Genomic DNA, 17,652 nt, shown 5'->3' with positions numbered 1-17,652 from the left:
CCGACGTTCCGACAGAATCTTAGTGAACGTCAGAAGTCGGGGCTCCGACCGAACCGGAAGTGAGCGTCGGAGCTGCTCTACCGCTGAGCTATGGGCCCGAATCTATAATAATCCTACATAGCAGTCTCTCTGAAGCCCCAAAGTTTCTTTGGTTGGGGGACAAAAGAAAGCTATGGGTCCGGATATTACCGATTTTTTGTAAGAAGTATATATTACTATGAGATAGGAATTTTGGCAAGCCAAAATTATAGTCAAAAATATCGGCAGAATGATTAACGCGCCTTAGTACTCTCTTTGATGAGCAATGGTCATATCCAGAAAGGTACGCAGCCTTCTAGAACGAGTTGGATGCCTTAATTTCTTTAGGGCTTTTGCTTCTATCTGGCGCACCCTCTCACGGGTGACCTTAAAAATATTACCCACTTCTTCCAATGTGCGTGGACAACCGTCACTTATACCAAAGCGCAATATCAATATCTTACGCTCCCTATCAGTAAGGGTAGAGAGTGTTGATTCCATTTCTTCCTTGAGCATAGACCTAACTGTAGCATTCGCAGGAGAAATGGCTTTTTTATCCTGAATAAAATCTCCAAAATGAGTATCCCCTTCATCTCCTATAGGAGTTTGTAATGATATCGGCTCCTGAGCTATTTTTAATATAGCCTTGACTTTCTCCTGGGGCAGCCTCATCTTATAAGCAATCTCTTCAGGAGTAGGCTCTCTTCCTTTTTCCTGCACAAAGATCCTTGAGAAACGTATTATCTTATTAATCGTCTCAGTCATATGCACAGGTATTCTTATGGTCCTGGCTTGATCAGCTATTGAACGCGTTATCGCCTGTCTTATCCACCAGGTAGCGTAAGTTGAAAATTTATATCCCCGCTTATATTCAAACTTCTCAACTGCCCTCATCAGCCCGATATTGCCCTCCTGAATCAGGTCCAGAAAAGATAAACCTCTATTTGTATATTTTTTGGCAATGCTGACAACAAGCCTAAGGTTAGCTTCAACAAGCTTCTTTTTGGTACGGTTGAATCTAAGAAGAGTGGCCTTAATTGATTTCTGCAGTTGTTTTACTTTATCATAAGAACCCCCTCCCAATTGCCTGAGGATTGCTTTTTTCCTGCTACTAGAGCCTCTCTTCTTTCGTTGAATATAATCCAGCTCTCTTATCAAAGAGTTAAAATCTCTGACAGATGCCTCAATAACCGATATAACGAAATTAAACTGCAAAAACAGGTCTATGTTTACCGGTTTAGCCCTCTTCCTCCTTATCCGTGAAACTAATTTCTTTATGCGCCTCAATACATTATTCCTCTTGATCTTGATATCTTCTTTTACTATGTCCTCGAGATTTGCCTTCTCTTCTAGGATATCTTGTGCGACCTTCAATACCTCATTTCTTATAAACCTGGAAGCCAAAGCAGAGACTTTAAAATTATACTCAGCTTCTTCGATCCTCTTAGCAAGCTCTATCTCATCTTCCCTGGAAAGCAGAGAGATCGATCCCATTTGCTTTAAGTACATTTTAACAGGGTCATCCAAAGGAAGGAACCTTTCTTCAGACCTGACCTCAGCAGAGGATATATCGCTGAGCTGTTCTTTAAGCGCCCGGCTCTGAAGCCTTGAATTCTTCTGCTCTTCTGTCTCAATAATCTCTATTTCTTCTTTGCCCAATATATCAAATATCTCATCGATCTCCTCGGAAGAAGCAACATCATCGGGCAAGAGATTGTTAACCTCGTCGTAAGTAAGGAAACCTTTTTGCCTACCTAATGCAATTATTTTCTCAACATTCTTACTTCTGTGTTCTTTCCTCTCCATATGCAGGCTCTCCGTTTTTTGAATTTTATATCTCGACCTAAATTTAATACCGCCCTATTTTGTTTTTATCAACTGGTGGAATTCTTGCATCAACAATTTTATCTTATCGTGATCACCGCTAGACTGGGCAAGTTTTATTTTATTATGCAGCTCCTGCTGCTTCATCATCGTCCTTTCCTTCTTTATCTTTGTAATGCAATCCTGGGCTACTTTCTCTTTTTCTTCATCTGAAATATCAGGAAGAAATACTGACTCGCATAAGGCCTCAAGTATAGAATCATCTTTAAGATAATTAGCCAGCGTATTTACATTAGCGCTCCTACCCTGGTCTATAAGTTCAAACATAAGCGAAATTATCCTCGCAGCACTCTGGCTTGAGAAATGTTCGGGTTCAATATTCTCCCTGATGAACCTGCTCAATTCTTCTTCTTCAAGCATTAACTTTAAAAGCAGTTTCTCGGTAGGGCTGATTCCGGCAGAAGCTACTTTAGTGACAGCCAAGGAAGAATTACTGTTCCCTTTTTCGCTCTTTATTTTTCTCATCTCCGATAACAAAGCCTCTTCCTTAAAATCAAGCCTGTCAGCCAGCTGTCTCACATATTCGGTCCTTAAAACTGCGTTATCAACCTTATTAATTGAAAACAGCATTTCTGTTGCTATCTTAACTTTTGATTCCAGGTCTTTTATGCCGTACCTTGACCTAAGCATCCTTAACTTATAATCAAATAAACTTTCTGCTGACCTGATCTTTGCCCTGAACTCTTCAATACCTTCTTTTCTGACGTAATTGTCCGGGTCATATCCTTTTGGCAAAGAAGCTATCTTTACGCTCATCCCGGATTCTATAAAAACATCAAGACTGCGCATAGTAGCTATCTCGCCTGCGGTATCAGGGTCAAAAACCATGACCGCATTATGTGTATACCTTTTTAACAGGTTTACCTGTTCACTTGTCAATGCGGTACCTAAAGAAGCTACAATATTATTAAAACCGTGCTGATAGGGCATAATAAAATCAAGATACCCTTCAACGATAACTGCATAATCATTTTCCCGGATAGAGTCTTTTGATAAGTGCAGGCCGTAAAGATTCTTCCCCTTTGTATATATAGGGGTTTCAGGTGAATTTATATATTTGGGCAAAGAATTATCAAGCACCCTCGCTCCAAAAGCCACCACTCTCTCCCTGTTGTCAAGTATAGGGAAAATAACCCGGTTTCTGAATCTATCGTAATAACCGCCATTTTCACGCGGTATAACCAAACCCGCCTTCTCAATAACAGAAAGATTAAATCCTTTACTCCTTAGATAAAGGCTCAAGCCATCCCAGCTGTCAGATGCATAACCCAGCTTGAACATAAACGCGCTATCTTTGCTGATACCCCTATTAACAAAATACTGGCGTGCATTCTTCGCCTCTTTTGCATTAAGCAGGCTTGAATAATACTCTACAGCAAGTCCGTTCAAATTATAAAGTTGGGTATTAAGGCTGCCCGACCTCTTGTCTTCTGCATCAATTTCAGGTAAGACTACGCCTGCTTTTTTTGCCAACGCTCTTACTGCTTCCGGGAAATCAAGCCGGTCATATTTCATTAAAAATTTAAACGCATTACCGGACTCCCCGCACCCAAAACAATGATAAATCTGCTTATCGGGAGAAACCATAAAAGATGGTGTTTTCTCGTGATGGAAAGGGCAATTCGCTTTAAAATTACGCCCTGCGCGCTTAAGAGGGATGTGGTCCTGTATCACCTCTACAATATTAATACGGGTTAAGATCTCATCCAAAATGTTTTCAGGATAACGAGAAGCCATAGTTTTAAAATGGTAAAAATTTTAAATTAACGCCTTATTCTACGGAAACCCGAGCAGTCAATGAATTGAAATTTTTCTTTTTTCTCGAGCCTGTCAAGGAGAAGGTTCAAACCCAAAGTATCGGAAGAAATATGGCCTGCTATAACTACGTTGAGGTTTACATCCTTTACTTTCTTAAAGTGTTCTTCACTCAAATGCATAGACACAAGCGTCCTGACCCCGCACTTATACAGTTTATCATAAGTTTCTTTCGGGCCTTCTGTACCGCCGGTCATCTCAACTAATACTTTCCCAACCGGCCTATTAGGATTCCCCAAAATTATCTTAGGGCCGCAAAAATTATCAGCCGCCTGACTGTATTCAGGCAATTGCATGAGCAACCCGACTATATCTTTGACTTTTTTTGGCTTTGCTTCTCTAAGATACTGGTTCATAAAACTATAAACGTGGTTGTCAGCTGGCGTATGAACACAAATAAATGCTAAGTTAAGAAGCTTTGCGATATCAACAGAACGCATATGGTTCTGAGACATAACCCTTCTTTCTACTTCGCGCATCCGTTCATCAAGCAGTTTCCTGGCTAAGTCAAATTTTAACCCCATTTTATTCAGAACATCTGCCTGCAGTTTCATTACTTGATGCAAAGATGCATAAGCTGCGCCTTCCGGGTGGTGAGAGATAACCAGATCAAGGCCCTGCTGTTCCCTTAGCTTATCCGCCAATATAAGCTCCGGGCCTTCGATATCAATACCAACCATAATTTTACGAATATCTAAATCCGGGTCGCCATTTAAAATAGCGCTGTCAGGAAAGTATTTACCGTCCTGCGGTTTTTTTATTCTTGGGTCTTTATCAATCCCGAATTTGATTATCTGGCTGAATAGCTGCGAAAGCTTCATTTTTTCAGGTTTTCCTGGACTTCAAGGATAGTCTTATTGAATTCATCCTGGATCAAGAACTTTGACATTAAATTATTCCAAATCCATGAATATGTATTTGGGGCTATATTAATAAAACTTTTGCCGAAGAAAGCGTTCTTTACGCTATTATTCAAATAACTTACCGAGGAGATAAACAGCATGAATACAACTATCCCTGTGACAAGAAATGCCCGGGCTATCCCCAAAGCTAAGCCGCCCCACTGATTTAAAGTCTGCACTGCCTCCAGCTTTATAAAACGTGAAAGCAGTTCTCTTAACAGAATTGAAATTGCGTAACTCAAACTCACTAATACTGCAAAAACAATAAAATCCACAAACTGTAAAGGAACGCTCTTTAAGCCAAAGCGCTTAACAAGAGAATCTGATATAACAGTATAATAATGGCAGGAAATAAATATTGCCAGTATTGCTCCAAAAAATTTAAACACCTCAACAACAAAACCGTTTTTAAACCCTATGTAACATATTCTGAATAAAAGAGTTATGCAAAGTATATCCACCCAGTTAAAATTCTTAACGCTCTCTACCAGCATGGAACTCTCCTTTTTAACTATATATAATTATTTGGAAAATTTTTTAAAGTATAACATATGTAAGGGGTTATGTCAAGGAAAGCGCTTTCTTTTTATATAACAGAAAATGGCGCCTTTTTAACGAAAAAAGCGCCATCATCCTATCTAAGCAAGCTTAATAACTATCTTGCAACTGAAAGGGATTTTTCTAACCTATCAACCCTGCTTCTAAGGTTACCTAATTCTTCAGCCTGTTTATTGATTAATTTGTTTTGTTCCTTGATAGCCTCGACAAGCACACCTATAAGACCATCATACCTAAAACCCCTTATGGTCTTGCCGTCTTTTTCATATGTTAATAGTTCGGGGAATGCTCTGCCTACCTCTTCGGCGATCATCCCTACATCATGACGTCCGTCTTCTTTCCAATCAAATTCTACCCCGCGTAGTTTAAGGATTTTATCAAGCGCTCCATTTAATGGCTTAACGTTTTTCTTAAAGCGTATTGAAGAGCTGGCGAGCAAAGCAATAACAAAACCTACGGTTATGGTTGCCAATATCGTAGCTACTATAACAGACTGAATTTCGACCCAAAGCAGCGGCCCAAAAGTAACTGCTTCCAGAATGCCGCCTACATTTAAAGCGTAAAGTGCATTAGGTGCCGGGCTTAACGGACCTATAGCAACATTTCCCAATTCGCCGATTATAATATTAGGGACATTATTGCCGGAACTTAAATATACCCTGTCCAGTGCTCCGTCATCCGTCCAAATGCGACCCCGCTGGTTGCCTGTTGAGCTCTGGAATCTTATATCACCTGCGTCAAGAGAATCGGTTGAAGGCGCCCTAAGTATCAAATCCCCTGTGTTATCACGTCCAGTAAAAATAATTGAATCGCGGTCAACCGAAAGATGTTGAGTACCCGTAGAATCGTTAAATACCAGGCTATTATTGTCGATCAATAACCTCTCTGTCTCGGTAGTATTATCATTTGATTCAGTGAAAAAACGAAGTACGGGGTTAGCCGCGTTTGCACCACCCTCCTGGTCGATGTTCCAATGGAAACGGTTACTAGCGGTGTTGTGGGAAAATTCTATTCTCGGGCTTACAACAGGAGAAGCAGGGACCCCTGTCCCAACCAAAAGAGTTCCCTGGACATTTAAATCCAGATAGCTCCCCTGGGGAGAAGGGTAATATGTGGTTATAGTCACCGTTTCCTGCGCAAAACCTATATCAGGCATTATCAGGAAAAGAAAAAAGAAAATAGTCGGATAAGAAAAATAACGCAGCTTCTTAAGGAAATAAACCATGTTCTGCTCCTTTTTTATTAGGCATTAAATAATCTCGGCAAACAAATTATCCTGCTATCTTGTTTCTGGCAATTTCCAGGTTGTTTAATTGCTTTTCGATTAATATCGCAGTATATTCCCTGCTGTCGCCGCCAAGAGCTTTTTTTAATGCTCTCTTTTCTTTTTCGATGTCATCAATGCGCTTCTTAATCTCCGCGATAGGTATAGAACTATCCTTCTTCGCACTCATAGCTTTTAATCTGGCAATATCGCTCTCCATGTTAGTCAATTGGCTATTAAATAGTGCCGCAATCTGAGGGTTACTGTAATTGTCCGGCATAAGCCTAGTTAACTTTCTCTTCGCTTCGGCTCTAGTAATCTCTCCTTTAATAAACGCATCATAAACACTCTGCATGGTTGAAGTATTGGACTGTATATCCCTGATAGCGCGATAATAATTCGGATAATTTATTTTGGCTTGCTGGGAGAGGTTAATAATTTCGCTATAGAGGCCGATAAAATATTCATATTGAGGGCTTTTGATCTTTTTCCAATAAGCCATATTTTGGCTCAAGGCAGGGTTCGTATCCCTGATATATTCCAATACCTTTTTTTCATCTTTCGGCTCAAAGCCTCTTTTATTCAATGCCTTTTCAATCCCCTCGTATAGCTTTAATCCATTGCCACTAAGGCTCTCTTTAGCACTCATGTTCTTTTCAAAGAGTAAAAGCATGCTCAAATAACTATCTGAATCAATTTCTTTAGCCTTCAACATCGGCTCGTAAATATCCGGATATCTTTCTTTAACAAAATTAAGCACCTTCTTTTCATCAAGTGCCTGCTGCAAACTCGAGCCTGTTTGCGCAATTTGAGCGGATGAATTTCGTGTGCCCGAAATAGCAAATAATATTATCAAACCTATAATTATGTGTTTCATTTTATATCCCAGATATAAGCTTTTTAACCTTCCGCGCTAATAGAGGTTGATCTCACGTACAGTTTACCACTTTAACAAACAGTTTCAACTTTTTTATTAACCAGCGGTATCAAAATAACCAAACCAAAAGCGCGCCCAAAAACATCCAGTGAGCAAATGGATAATGGTTTTGGACATTTCGCCGTATGTAATAATTAATCGTCTTTTTGACTAGAGGAAATAATATCAGTAAAACGCATGCTCTTAGCAAAGAAACCGATAATTCACCTGTCAACCAAAGTATCGGGCTGTGCATTCTTGCAAATACGTAGATCAGTAAAATAATAATACTAAATAAAAGCATAACTATATTCTTGAAAATTAATTTTGAAAAAGGGATAAAAAGAAAGCCCAATAATACCATGGCTTTGTTTTGGTTTAAGAACCCATTCCAAGGAACACGTATAAAATCTCCAATTATTTTCAAAAACAGAAAAAACATCATTAAGCCGAGGAAAGCTTCAAACATGTCTTTCTTATTGATTTTATGTAACTCTCGCACAGCCAATTTTTTAATATTGTACTTACTCGTATCACTGAAAAATGCCCAGGTTGAGCTTAAAAAAAGTTTGATTGTCGGAGGTAAAAAAATGGCCATAAGCAGTAATAAAGAAGCAAAACTGTAATTAAAATATACCTTGGAGTATTGGCCCAAAGGAATTAACCCGGCATAGCATATAAAAAGCTTGGCGTCTCCTGCGCCCCATATTTTAAAATGCCATAAAAAATAGCTTAAGATCACGCTTAACAACAAATTAATAGCCCATCTTTCTATTTTCCAAACCAAAGGATGAATGATTTTATCGATAAACGGAGGGAATAAATTCGGGTCTAAAACAGAGATTAATTCTGCGGTAAAATATACAGCTACGGAATAAAGTATGCCGGAGGCAACCCATACATTTTTAATTTTAGAATACCTAATGTCCTGATAAATTGTTATAGATCCGATAAAAATCATCACAGGCAGGAACAGGAATGTATAAACAATATCATTTTTAAACATAGGCCTTCTTAACTGATTTTACCGGGTTATAAGGATTGGCATTGGCCTTGATCTTTAAACTTGCGCCCACGGCTTTGAATTCCTTTATCCCGACAAATTTGCTGTAAAATAAAGGCACGCCCAGGCAGAATTTCTTTACCTGGCAACTTCGGCAAGCAGCGACAAATTTAATATCCTTTCCCGGAAGCGTCCTCCATGCACAACGATATAAATTATACGGTAAGACACACAACGGAAAATGGAATAGCTGCAATTCCGGCTTCTCAATCAGGCTTAACGGTAAGGACTCCAGATACGGATAAACGTCACCGTAGGAGATCTTAAGCAGTTTAAAGTTTTTTTGAGCTTGCCCTTCAACTTCAAAAAATATGACTACATATTTTGACACCCCAGGAAACTCTTTTTTTATAAATTTTGCCATCTTATGAATTTCAGTATAATTCAATGCATGGATTACAAATCTGATCTCAACATTATGAATACTCCTCTTATATTTAAAAATATTTTCTAAGCCTTTTACTGTCTGTAAGAAACTTCCCTGCACCCTGGTAATTTTATCGTGGATTTTTCCGTCAATGCTGTGCAAAGGAATAGCAAGCGATAAATGTACGCAAGATTTTAAAATCGACCTTGCATATTCCGGATAAGCAAACATGCGGCCGTTAGTCAGGCATTTTATACTGACTCCTTTTTGAAAATAATCTATCAATTCTATTAGCTTAGGTAAATCCGCTGATATAGTCGGCTCGCCGCCGGTAAGAGAAAAACTATCACGGTAATTCTCTAAGAACTCTTGCTGGCCATTAAAGAAATTCGTTATCCTTCCGGCGATCTCGTTAAAACTGAAACTCTGCTTCCATTCTCCGGCAGCAGGATTGGTGCACATCAGACAGTAGTTATTGCATTTATCTATAATAGGGACCACGGGCATAAATATTCTCCGTTACGTAATAGGGGTCAGCTCGCTATCTCCAAACCTGGAAAAATATTCCCTCCAGATACCTTCACAAGCAGAAAACTTGATGCATCCTCTGCATCTATCTGTTTTTATCCTGCCCACTTTCATACGCGATGCCTCTACGTTGAGATTTATAAAATCAGCTGCTATATGCTGAGTCTTAAAAACTGATTTCTCGTATATCTCGCTTATCTGATCTTCATAGCCTACGAAGTGGCAAAGTGGCACATACCTGGCATGCCAGTGCGAAACATTCTTCTGACGGCCTATATCCAGGCATTTTCTAATAAAAGGCGCTGCCTTAGATATCCGGGGAACGAGCTTAAGAAAATTATCATGCGCGCCTCCATAAGTAGGATCGACGAAGATAAACTCGCTGTTTCTTATCCCCAGCTTATAGATAAACCCGCCGATTTCAGGCAAATATCTGTAATTAGTTTTGACAATAGTAGTATTAGACCCAAGATTATTAAAGCCTATATCCCGCAGATTATCTAAACCTGAAAGCAGCTGCTTAAAGCTGCCATTTGATTGAGTAAGGCTGTCATGCAAGAGGCTATTATGTCCGTGTATAGAAAAAACCAGGCTGTTTAAACCGCATTTTATGATTTTAGATGCGAACTTTTTATAAGAAAACATCCTGCCATTAGTCGTAATAGAGATAGTATTAAATTTAAGCTTATTTGCAAAACTTACGATATCAAATATATCTTTCCTGATCGTAGGTTCTCCTCCGATAATCTCTAGATAGGAAGCTCCCCCTTCTTTGGCTCCGATTATAGCCTGTATTATTTCGCTTGTATTTCTGTCGCCTATTACTCTCTTGCCGGAGTTATTGCAAAACTTACAGTGGTTATTACAAATATATCCGCTGACAATGACAGTCTTATTAATCTTCTCCTGGAAATGATTCTTAAATGAAGCTCCTCGGGATAAAGCCGGAAGTTTCTTGGAGCGAAATACTGAGCGTACACACTCCATCCGCACCTTCGAAGGTGCGGTTTTGTGGCCGCGAACGTATAAATTATCCTGCTTTCTTGCCATTTTTTTGCCTTCTGACCGGTTTAAATTCGCTCCAGCCAAAATACTCTGGATACTCTTTCCATGGCCCTTCGCATAAATTATCATAATAACAACGCTTACAGGCAGGACCCTTGGCCTTGCCATTGGCTTTCCTGGACTCAGAATAGTTGCCGATATAAAAATCAGCATCAAATACTTCTGTCTCCGGGATGATCCGCTCTGCAATATAATCTTCGTATTTCTTCATAAAACAATAAGGAATAGCTTCAGTCATAACTGTCACTTTGCTCTTTATCCCTATATCCAACCCCTTCCTTACATACGGCATCACCTCTTTGAACCTCGGAACAATAGACTGAAAGTTTACTTTTGCATTTCCTAAAGGGTGGATAAAGGCAAATTGATATTGCCTGACGCCCAAAGTAACCAAATATCTTGCGATATGCGCAAGATATTTGTAGTTTTTCTTAGTAATAACAGTGTTATCTGATATATCAGCACCTAAAGCTTTCAAATTTTCAACGCCTTTTACCAGCTGCCTGAAACTCCCTTTTACTCCGGTTAACGAATCATGCAAATAGGACTTATGGCCGAGTACGGCGATACAGAAATTATTTATCCCGCTTAATACTGCCTCTCTGGCAAAATCTTTGTAAGCAAACATCCTGGCGTTAGTCTGTAATTGAATCTGCTTAAAACCAAGCGCCTTTGCAAATACGACAAGTTTAAGAAAATCTTTATGTATTGTCGGTTCGCCTCCGGTAAAAACCACATCAGTACAGTTCTTTCGGGCCATAATCAATTCATCCTTAATATGCTCTAACCCTTTGTTACCGAACCTTGCCCTTTTATCTCCCTGTACACAATGCAAACAATAATTATTACAAAGAAAACCGACTTTTATATCTGCTTTTTTCATTTAGTTTTACAGCCTACCCTGCTAGTATAGGCCTTGCGCGGGGATTTTAATAATTTGACCCTGTCTTTGCTGAAATATATTAGATATCCTTTAACGCTTACTCTTTTTTCACTGATAGTACCGGCATTCTCAATAAAAGTCAGGAATTCTTTTATTATTTGCTCCTTAAGCTCCAAGTCTGAAGGATATAAATAATAAGAAACCGAACTGTCTGGAAAGTTCTTAATCAACCTGTCTACCTCCGGAACCCCAGTACCTATTTTATTCAAATTCTGGAGCCTGCCAGTATCCGTAGTTTTTCTCATGATTTTTGTTTTTACATAAGGTGTAATTAAATATGAATGACCGCTGGAATTTTCCAAGCCACCCTTATACTCTTTAAATAATCTGGTTTGCCTTAAAGGCCCGAGAAGATTCAACCTGATAAAAACGCCTAAATTATGAAATTTCAGTATACTCTCCAGAGTTTCAAGAAAATCTTCAACTGTCTCAAACGGATACCCGTATATAAAAGATACTGCCACGGTCTTTAAATAAGTTAACGTTTTTGACACAACATTAATGGCATCTTCTATTTTATAATTTCTACCCAAGCGCTTAAGCATTCTATTTGAACCAGACTCAACACCGTAAACTACTGACTGCATGTTTATGGCCGCCATTTTTTTTATGAACATTTCGTCAAAAAGGTCTATCCTGTACGTAGCCGACCATGCAAAATCATAATGCACTCTCTTATATTCTTCGATGAACCGCTCAGAAACATCTTTATTAACTCCAAATGTATCATCGCCTACAGCTATATTTATGCCTTTGAATTTATCTCTGATTAACCCTATTTCGTTAAAAGCCTTTCTTATGCTCAATGGCCTTACCCGCTGCTGCCAGAAAGTGACGTTATTACAATAAGTACAGTCGTAAGGGCATCCCCTGGCTGTAAAAATATAAAACATGTTGTAACCGGGATTAAGCAAAGAAATATCCAGATCCGGCAAATCATCAAGCCTTGCTATCAACCTTCGGGCCGGATTATGAATTATATTTCCGTTATCACGGAAGCTTAACCCTTCTATATTTTCTAAGCTCTTTTGATTTTCTATGGCTGCGACTAATTCAACTATCGTAAACTCGCCCTCGCCTCTAACGATATAATCAAGAAAAGGGAAATCCCTAAGCAAGAATTCAAATACATCACTTGGCCCTGGGCCGCCAAGCACAATTTTCTTATCAGGGATTTTTTCTTTTATTTTTTTTAAAGCTGATACCAGGAATGGCAGCAGGTTGCAAGCGCATCCGATACAGAGCAAAGAAGAGGAATCACTGAGGAATTCAATTATATTCTTCGGCTCCAGGGGATCATCATAATCCGATAATTGATAATCCTTAAAAACGACATTATACCCTGTTTTTTTAAGTACCGTAGCTATACTTAAAGCACCTACAGGTATAGATTTTATGATAAAAAGTTCATCTGGTCTGATTAAAGTTGCTGCTGGCAAACCGAAATTAACGATCGTAACATCCATACTTTTCTATTTTTTAATGCTTATCTGCCTTACGCGCCCTTTGCCAAAATAGATCAATCGTCCCTGAACATTTGCTATGGCCTCATTTATCCTGTCTTCACTTTCTAAAAAACGCAGGAACTCCTGTATTATCTCAAACTTAAGCGTAAGTTCTGAATCATAATTATAATATGAAATAAAAGCATCCGGAAATTTAGAAATAAGACTATCAACTTCCGGCATATAGGGTATTCCCAATGGAAGAGAAAAAACAGAATTATAGGCCCTGGTAATCCGGCTAACGTTGACATTCCCATCTTCTAGTTTAGTCCGAAACGTATAGGCAACTTCAGCCGGACCCTTTGAAAAGCTCATCTTTCCTGAGTATCCTTCACAAATAGGAGTTTGCTTAAGCGGGGCCAATAGTATTAAATCCACGCTTATTCTTGGATCCCTTAAACATAAAATTGCCTCCAGGGTGAGCAAAAAATCCTCTAATGTCTCGTTAGGAAAACCATATATAAAAGTAACTCTTAATGCATTAATATATTTCAAAGCAAGCTTTGACACCTTTAATGCCTGCTCTATAGTATAATTTCTCCCTAATGCTTTAAGCATCCTGTTAGAAGCTGAATCAATACCCATGAGTATCTCTTTCATGTTCATATCCTTAACTAAATCCATTACACCTTCATCAAATAAATTTATGCGGTGGTGTGCGCTCCACCTAAAAGTGTGCCCGTTTTTTTTATAGAGCGTAGCGAACTCTTCTATTCTTTCCCGGCTGGAAGCAAAGAACGTGTCATCGCCTGCCCCTATGTTTTTGACCCCAAAACGCTCTATAATACGGCCAATTTCATCAAAAACCCTTTTTAAGCCTATCTGCCTTACCCTTCTTCTCCAAAAACTTGCGTTATTACAATACCCGCAGTTAAAAGGGCAGCCCCTTGAAGTAAAGAAATAGAAGAAATTATACTTTGAACTTACCAAAGAAAGGTCGAGGTCCGGTACGCTATCCAATGACGGCATAAGCTGGCGGTCAGGGTTATGGTATACTTGGCCCGCATATCTATAGCTTATTCCATTAACCTTTGAAAAATTTCCTGGATTGTCTAAAGAATTAATCAATTCTATTATCGTCTCTTCTCCTTCGCCCCGCACAATAAAATCTATAAAGCTGAAATTCTTCATTAACGGCTCATATACATCTGATGGCCCAGGTCCGCCTAATATAATTATTTTATCCGGGAATTTACGTTTTAAGATTTTCAGGGCGGCTATAAGATACGGCAACATATTGCACATGCATCCTACACACAAAACTTCAGAATCATCCATAAAGAACTCTGCAATATCGCTAATTTTCCTATACGAACCGATTGCGCTGAATTGATAGTCCTTAAAGATTACTTTATGCCCGTCTCTTTTTAAGACAGTTGCGATAGATAACGGGCCATTAGGCAGATATGTAGAGAAGGAATAATGATAAGCAGCGGCTTCCTCAGTTGGGATAACGCTTGAACCAGGGTCAGAGATATTAAAATATGCTACTGTTACAGTTTTATTGCCCATAGAAGTTTAAAGAGGGAGAATAACCGAAGAGGATATAATCAGGCAACCGTAACAACACCTGCTGTTACCGTAACGCCAACAACGACAGTAACGGCTGCTGCAACAGCATTGGAATGGCTGCCGTGCGAACCATGCGAACTATGTGAAGTATGTGAATTATGCCCGCTGCCTCCAGCGCTGGAAAAAAACATATTGGTATGCGTCTGGGGATAAGCGCTCTCCGGGGTAACCATCATAGATATGGCTATCAAAGAAAGGCCGACCTTAGTAATGTCTTTTTTAGTAATTTTTCCTTCTTCGGAAATCAAGAAGTCTTTAAGATCTTTTCTGATCTGCGGTATTCGTTTCTTTTTTACCATTATGGCCTCCCGAATTAGATTATAAATCTGTGTTTTAAATCAGAATATTATACATTATTTAAATACATACAAAAGATAAAAGAAAATCATTCTTTCTGTCCTGACAAAAGCTGGCTCTCTGTAGGCCGGCCTTCGCATATATTCTTTTTTATTTTATCAAAATCTCCTTTAGAGATAAATGATTTTATCCCTTCTGTATCTCCGTTAACCAATGCTTCACAAAATTGCCTTGATACAAGGCTGCTGCTGCCTCCCCTCATCTTCCTGCATAACTCTATATTATTATCCCTATAAGCTTTAATTGTCGTTATAAAGTTTTTATCATCCTGGCTGGGCATCGAGCTTTCATCCAGATTAAAAGTAGCAATACAATTATTGTTTTTGGCGCAATAAGTTAAATCGCGCCCTTGGAAAGCTTTGATAAAACGCATACATTGGGGTTTATCAAGCCCCAAATAACGGCTGCAGCTATCAAGGGTTTTCAAATCTGCAGGTATACCGTTTACCAGATTCATCCAAAAAAGATATTTTTCATATAAATTCTTGCATTCCTTGGACCAGTGATCATTAAGTTTATTGCATTCATCCGCATTGAAAAATAAAATGGCTTTTGCCGTAAAATATTCCTGCAATTGAGTGCTGAAATCCTGCAACGTCTCCCTGCCTAAAGAGTCTAAATCCAGGCTGCTTAAACACTCTTCTCTTGAGCCAGGCGTGTAAGTCTTAATTGACGTAGTGCGGTTCTCTGAGAAAACAGTGTTATAAAAAAGAAAGACAAAAATACCTAACAGCAATATTCTATTTTTCATACGCCTACCTCCCCTTGTTTATAATGAAACCCTTCAATCCAATTCTTAAAGATAGCCATATTCGCCTTTTTTCTTAAAAGAGAAAAAAGGTAATCTAATATTTGTTCATTTATACTGCATCTTTGATTTCTATATTTCATAAATAAGTCTTTTTGCTCTGCATAATTATATAACGGGCACACACCGCAATAAGGCTTATACACACAACTACTGCAGTGCGGTAAGTTATCCAAACAGGAAGCCAGGCACATCGCCTCAATTTTGCTACTTTTCATAATACTGCTGTATGGGTCTTGGCTAACATTACCTAAACGAAATGAAAAATCAGCCGGGTTTAGCGCAGCGAACATCCTGCCTTCGTCACAGGTATAAATATCGCCATTAGTATCATAAGCCATCTGCCCTATGCCGGCACCGCACGGAGAACGTAAATCCAAGAAATTAGGGTCTGTATCAGTCAGTATTTTAGTTAAAAATATCAGAGCTCTTCTTTCATAAAAAAATTTTCCTTCGGAGTTGAGTTTGATTATGTAATCTAAAGCACTTTTATAAAATCCCATAAATTCTTCAGCAGTAAAAGAAATGCCCTGCCATGCCTGGCCTTCAGCGACTCCGAACGGCTGGACTGGCCTTAAGTCTATACCCTTAAAACCATTATCTAAATAAGTATCAATGATCTCTTTTGGCTGTAAAAGGGAATCACGCGTAACTGTAGTCAAAGCTTCCAAGCGATGTTTATAACCGTGGTATCTTCCGGAATTAATTTCTTCATGAACAACTTTAATCCATTTAACTGCCTCATTGTAACTATTGCCCTGGCCAAATAACCTGTATTTATTATGTAATGCTTCGGGGCCGTCTAAAGACGTACAGATACCGATATTATTTTCCAGCAGATATTTTAGTTTATCCTTATCCATCCTGCTCATATTGGTAACCAGGACTATCAAGAGATTGCGCCCAGCAATCTCATTCTTTTTCTTTGCGTATGAAACTGCGTGTTTAATCGTATCAAAGTTTAACAGCGGTTCGCCGCCCTGGAATTCAATTGCTATATTCTTATTCGGTGACTCAAAGATAAAATCTATCACTTTGTCAGAAACCTGTTTTTGCATATCAGACAAACTCTCCGTAGCCGGCTTAGAATTGGTCTGACAATAAAGGCACTTATGGTTACACCTGTGAGTTACAACCATTATATGCAAAGAAGGCCCTTGAAAAAGGAAGCTTTTACGGGAAAGGTATTTTTTGGTAAGCGCTGAGAAATCAAGAGAATCGCGCAGGAAGCCTTGTTCTCTTAATCCATCTATTTTTTCTTTAGCTAGGACACTGGTGTCTCCCTGCACAAAAGATGCGAACTCTTCCCTGTTCAGAAAATGGTAATTGCCGAAACTATTTGTTATCAAGAATCCGCTCTTAAATGGCTTAAAAAGCAGGTTGTGAACTTTTTTTTCATCAACCTGGCAATTGGCTAAAGACATCGTTTGGCCTCAGCTAAAACATAATTCTTAAATTCGTTTATTATTTCCTGTTCTCTATCTTTAGCGATATAACCTTTTATATCGACGACAAAATAGCTTCCCGTTTTTTTTATGCGGGATTCAAAAAAATCTCCAAAAGCCAGGGATGAATCTTCAATGGCTCTTTTTGGATAAATATCCTTATGGAACTTTATTTCCTGGCTTATCTTTAGACTCATTTAGCAGGATGCTTCTTTGGGCGCGATTTATGTTTACTATCAGCTTTATTATGCGCGAATTTTTCTTCCCAGGGAACAGCTATACCTTCCGGGTCATCAAAACTTTTTCCGATGCTATCATTTTTTATATAATTTTCCAGTACCTTCAGCCTCTCTTCTTCAGATAACGTCGCAGAGTATAAAGCGCGTTTTATGATAAACTCGGTTATATTTTTATTGTTGTTGTGTATCTGGTACCTTACCCTGGTATATATAAGGTCGTTAAGGAATTCTTCTTTTATATGCGTAAGTCTATTGGCGGTATTTTTAGGCTGGATATAAACTTTTATCGTACCATTGCTGCCTTTATCCAGGTAGACAAAAACCCTGTCTAGATAACGGAAGCATGTCTCCATTATCACATCTTTAGGGTATATTTCGGTATTAAGTTCAAACTCCATAAAAG

General features: G+C 38.8%; 17 protein-coding genes. All 17 read right to left on the bottom strand.

What is annotated here, in order from left to right; translation table 11 throughout:
* Window positions 1–282 precede the first annotated feature (282 nt).
* Entirely contained in the window at window positions 283–1,824 is a 1,542-nt protein-coding gene (rpoD, locus tag C4533_07185) for an RNA polymerase sigma factor RpoD (protein ID RJP28251.1), read from the bottom strand.
* Between the two features lie 54 nt (window positions 1,825–1,878).
* Window positions 1,879–3,639 (bottom strand): DNA primase, encoded by a 1,761-nt coding sequence (locus C4533_07180; GenBank protein RJP28250.1) that lies wholly within the window; start codon window positions 3,637–3,639, stop codon window positions 1,879–1,881.
* Between the two features lie 26 nt (window positions 3,640–3,665).
* Window positions 3,666–4,538, bottom strand: coding sequence for an NGG1p interacting factor NIF3 (locus tag C4533_07175; GenBank protein ID RJP28249.1), 873 nt, complete (start codon window positions 4,536–4,538; stop codon window positions 3,666–3,668).
* Complete coding sequence (locus C4533_07170; protein ID RJP28248.1) at window positions 4,535–5,113, bottom strand: CvpA family protein; 579 nt, start codon at window positions 5,111–5,113, stop codon at window positions 4,535–4,537. Before C4533_07170 ends, C4533_07175 begins: the two co-directional genes overlap by 4 nt.
* Window positions 5,114–5,274: 161 nt before the next feature.
* The gene (locus tag C4533_07165) at window positions 5,275–6,402 is read right to left on the bottom strand and encodes a hypothetical protein (protein ID RJP28247.1); all 1,128 of its coding nucleotides are present in this window, start codon (window positions 6,400–6,402) and stop codon (window positions 5,275–5,277) included.
* A 46-nt stretch (window positions 6,403–6,448) separates the two neighbouring features.
* Window positions 6,449–7,318: a hypothetical protein gene (locus C4533_07160; protein RJP28246.1), complete on the bottom strand. Its 870-nt coding sequence runs from the start codon at window positions 7,316–7,318 to the stop codon at window positions 6,449–6,451.
* A gap of 109 nt (window positions 7,319–7,427) precedes the next feature.
* Entirely contained in the window at window positions 7,428–8,363 is a 936-nt protein-coding gene (locus tag C4533_07155) for a hypothetical protein (GenBank protein RJP28245.1), read from the bottom strand.
* Window positions 8,356–9,294, bottom strand: coding sequence for a radical SAM protein (locus C4533_07150; GenBank protein ID RJP28244.1), 939 nt, complete (start codon window positions 9,292–9,294; stop codon window positions 8,356–8,358). The genes C4533_07155 and C4533_07150 overlap by 8 nt, the downstream gene beginning before the upstream one ends.
* Before the next feature lie 12 nt (window positions 9,295–9,306).
* Window positions 9,307–10,533 (bottom strand): radical SAM protein, encoded by a 1,227-nt coding sequence (locus C4533_07145; protein RJP28243.1) that lies wholly within the window; start codon window positions 10,531–10,533, stop codon window positions 9,307–9,309.
* Window positions 10,346–11,263, bottom strand: coding sequence for a radical SAM protein (locus C4533_07140; protein ID RJP28242.1), 918 nt, complete (start codon window positions 11,261–11,263; stop codon window positions 10,346–10,348). Before C4533_07140 ends, C4533_07145 begins: the two co-directional genes overlap by 188 nt.
* Window positions 11,260–12,789, bottom strand: a complete 1,530-nt coding sequence (locus tag C4533_07135) for a radical SAM protein (GenBank protein ID RJP28241.1) — start codon at window positions 12,787–12,789, stop codon at window positions 11,260–11,262. Before C4533_07135 ends, C4533_07140 begins: the two co-directional genes overlap by 4 nt.
* Window positions 12,790–12,795: 6 nt before the next feature.
* On the bottom strand, window positions 12,796–14,340 hold the full coding sequence (locus tag C4533_07130) for a radical SAM protein (GenBank protein ID RJP28240.1): 1,545 nt from the start codon (window positions 14,338–14,340) through the stop codon (window positions 12,796–12,798).
* 38 nt (window positions 14,341–14,378) lie between these two features.
* Window positions 14,379–14,699: a hypothetical protein gene (locus C4533_07125; protein RJP28239.1), complete on the bottom strand. Its 321-nt coding sequence runs from the start codon at window positions 14,697–14,699 to the stop codon at window positions 14,379–14,381.
* Between the two features lie 86 nt (window positions 14,700–14,785).
* Window positions 14,786–15,508 (bottom strand): hypothetical protein, encoded by a 723-nt coding sequence (locus tag C4533_07120; GenBank protein RJP28238.1) that lies wholly within the window; start codon window positions 15,506–15,508, stop codon window positions 14,786–14,788.
* A complete protein-coding gene (hxsB, locus tag C4533_07115; protein ID RJP28237.1) occupies window positions 15,505–16,989 on the bottom strand; it encodes a His-Xaa-Ser system radical SAM maturase HxsB in 1,485 nt (494 codons plus the stop codon). The genes C4533_07120 and hxsB overlap by 4 nt, the downstream gene beginning before the upstream one ends.
* Window positions 16,980–17,207 carry a hypothetical protein gene (locus tag C4533_07110; GenBank protein RJP28236.1) on the bottom strand — a complete coding sequence of 76 codons (228 nt, stop codon included), beginning with the start codon at window positions 17,205–17,207 and terminating at the stop codon, window positions 16,980–16,982. The genes hxsB and C4533_07110 overlap by 10 nt, the downstream gene beginning before the upstream one ends.
* On the bottom strand, window positions 17,204–17,647 hold the full coding sequence (gene hxsD, locus C4533_07105) for a His-Xaa-Ser system protein HxsD (GenBank protein RJP28235.1): 444 nt from the start codon (window positions 17,645–17,647) through the stop codon (window positions 17,204–17,206). The genes C4533_07110 and hxsD overlap by 4 nt, the downstream gene beginning before the upstream one ends.
* Between the last annotated feature and the right edge of the window lie 5 nt (window positions 17,648–17,652).

The organism is Candidatus Omnitrophota bacterium (assembly GCA_003598025.1).
In the GTDB taxonomy this organism is placed as follows: Bacteria; Omnitrophota; Gorgyraeia; order Gygaellales; family Profunditerraquicolaceae; genus Profunditerraquicola.
This window is presented reverse-complemented; position numbering and strand designations above follow the sequence as displayed.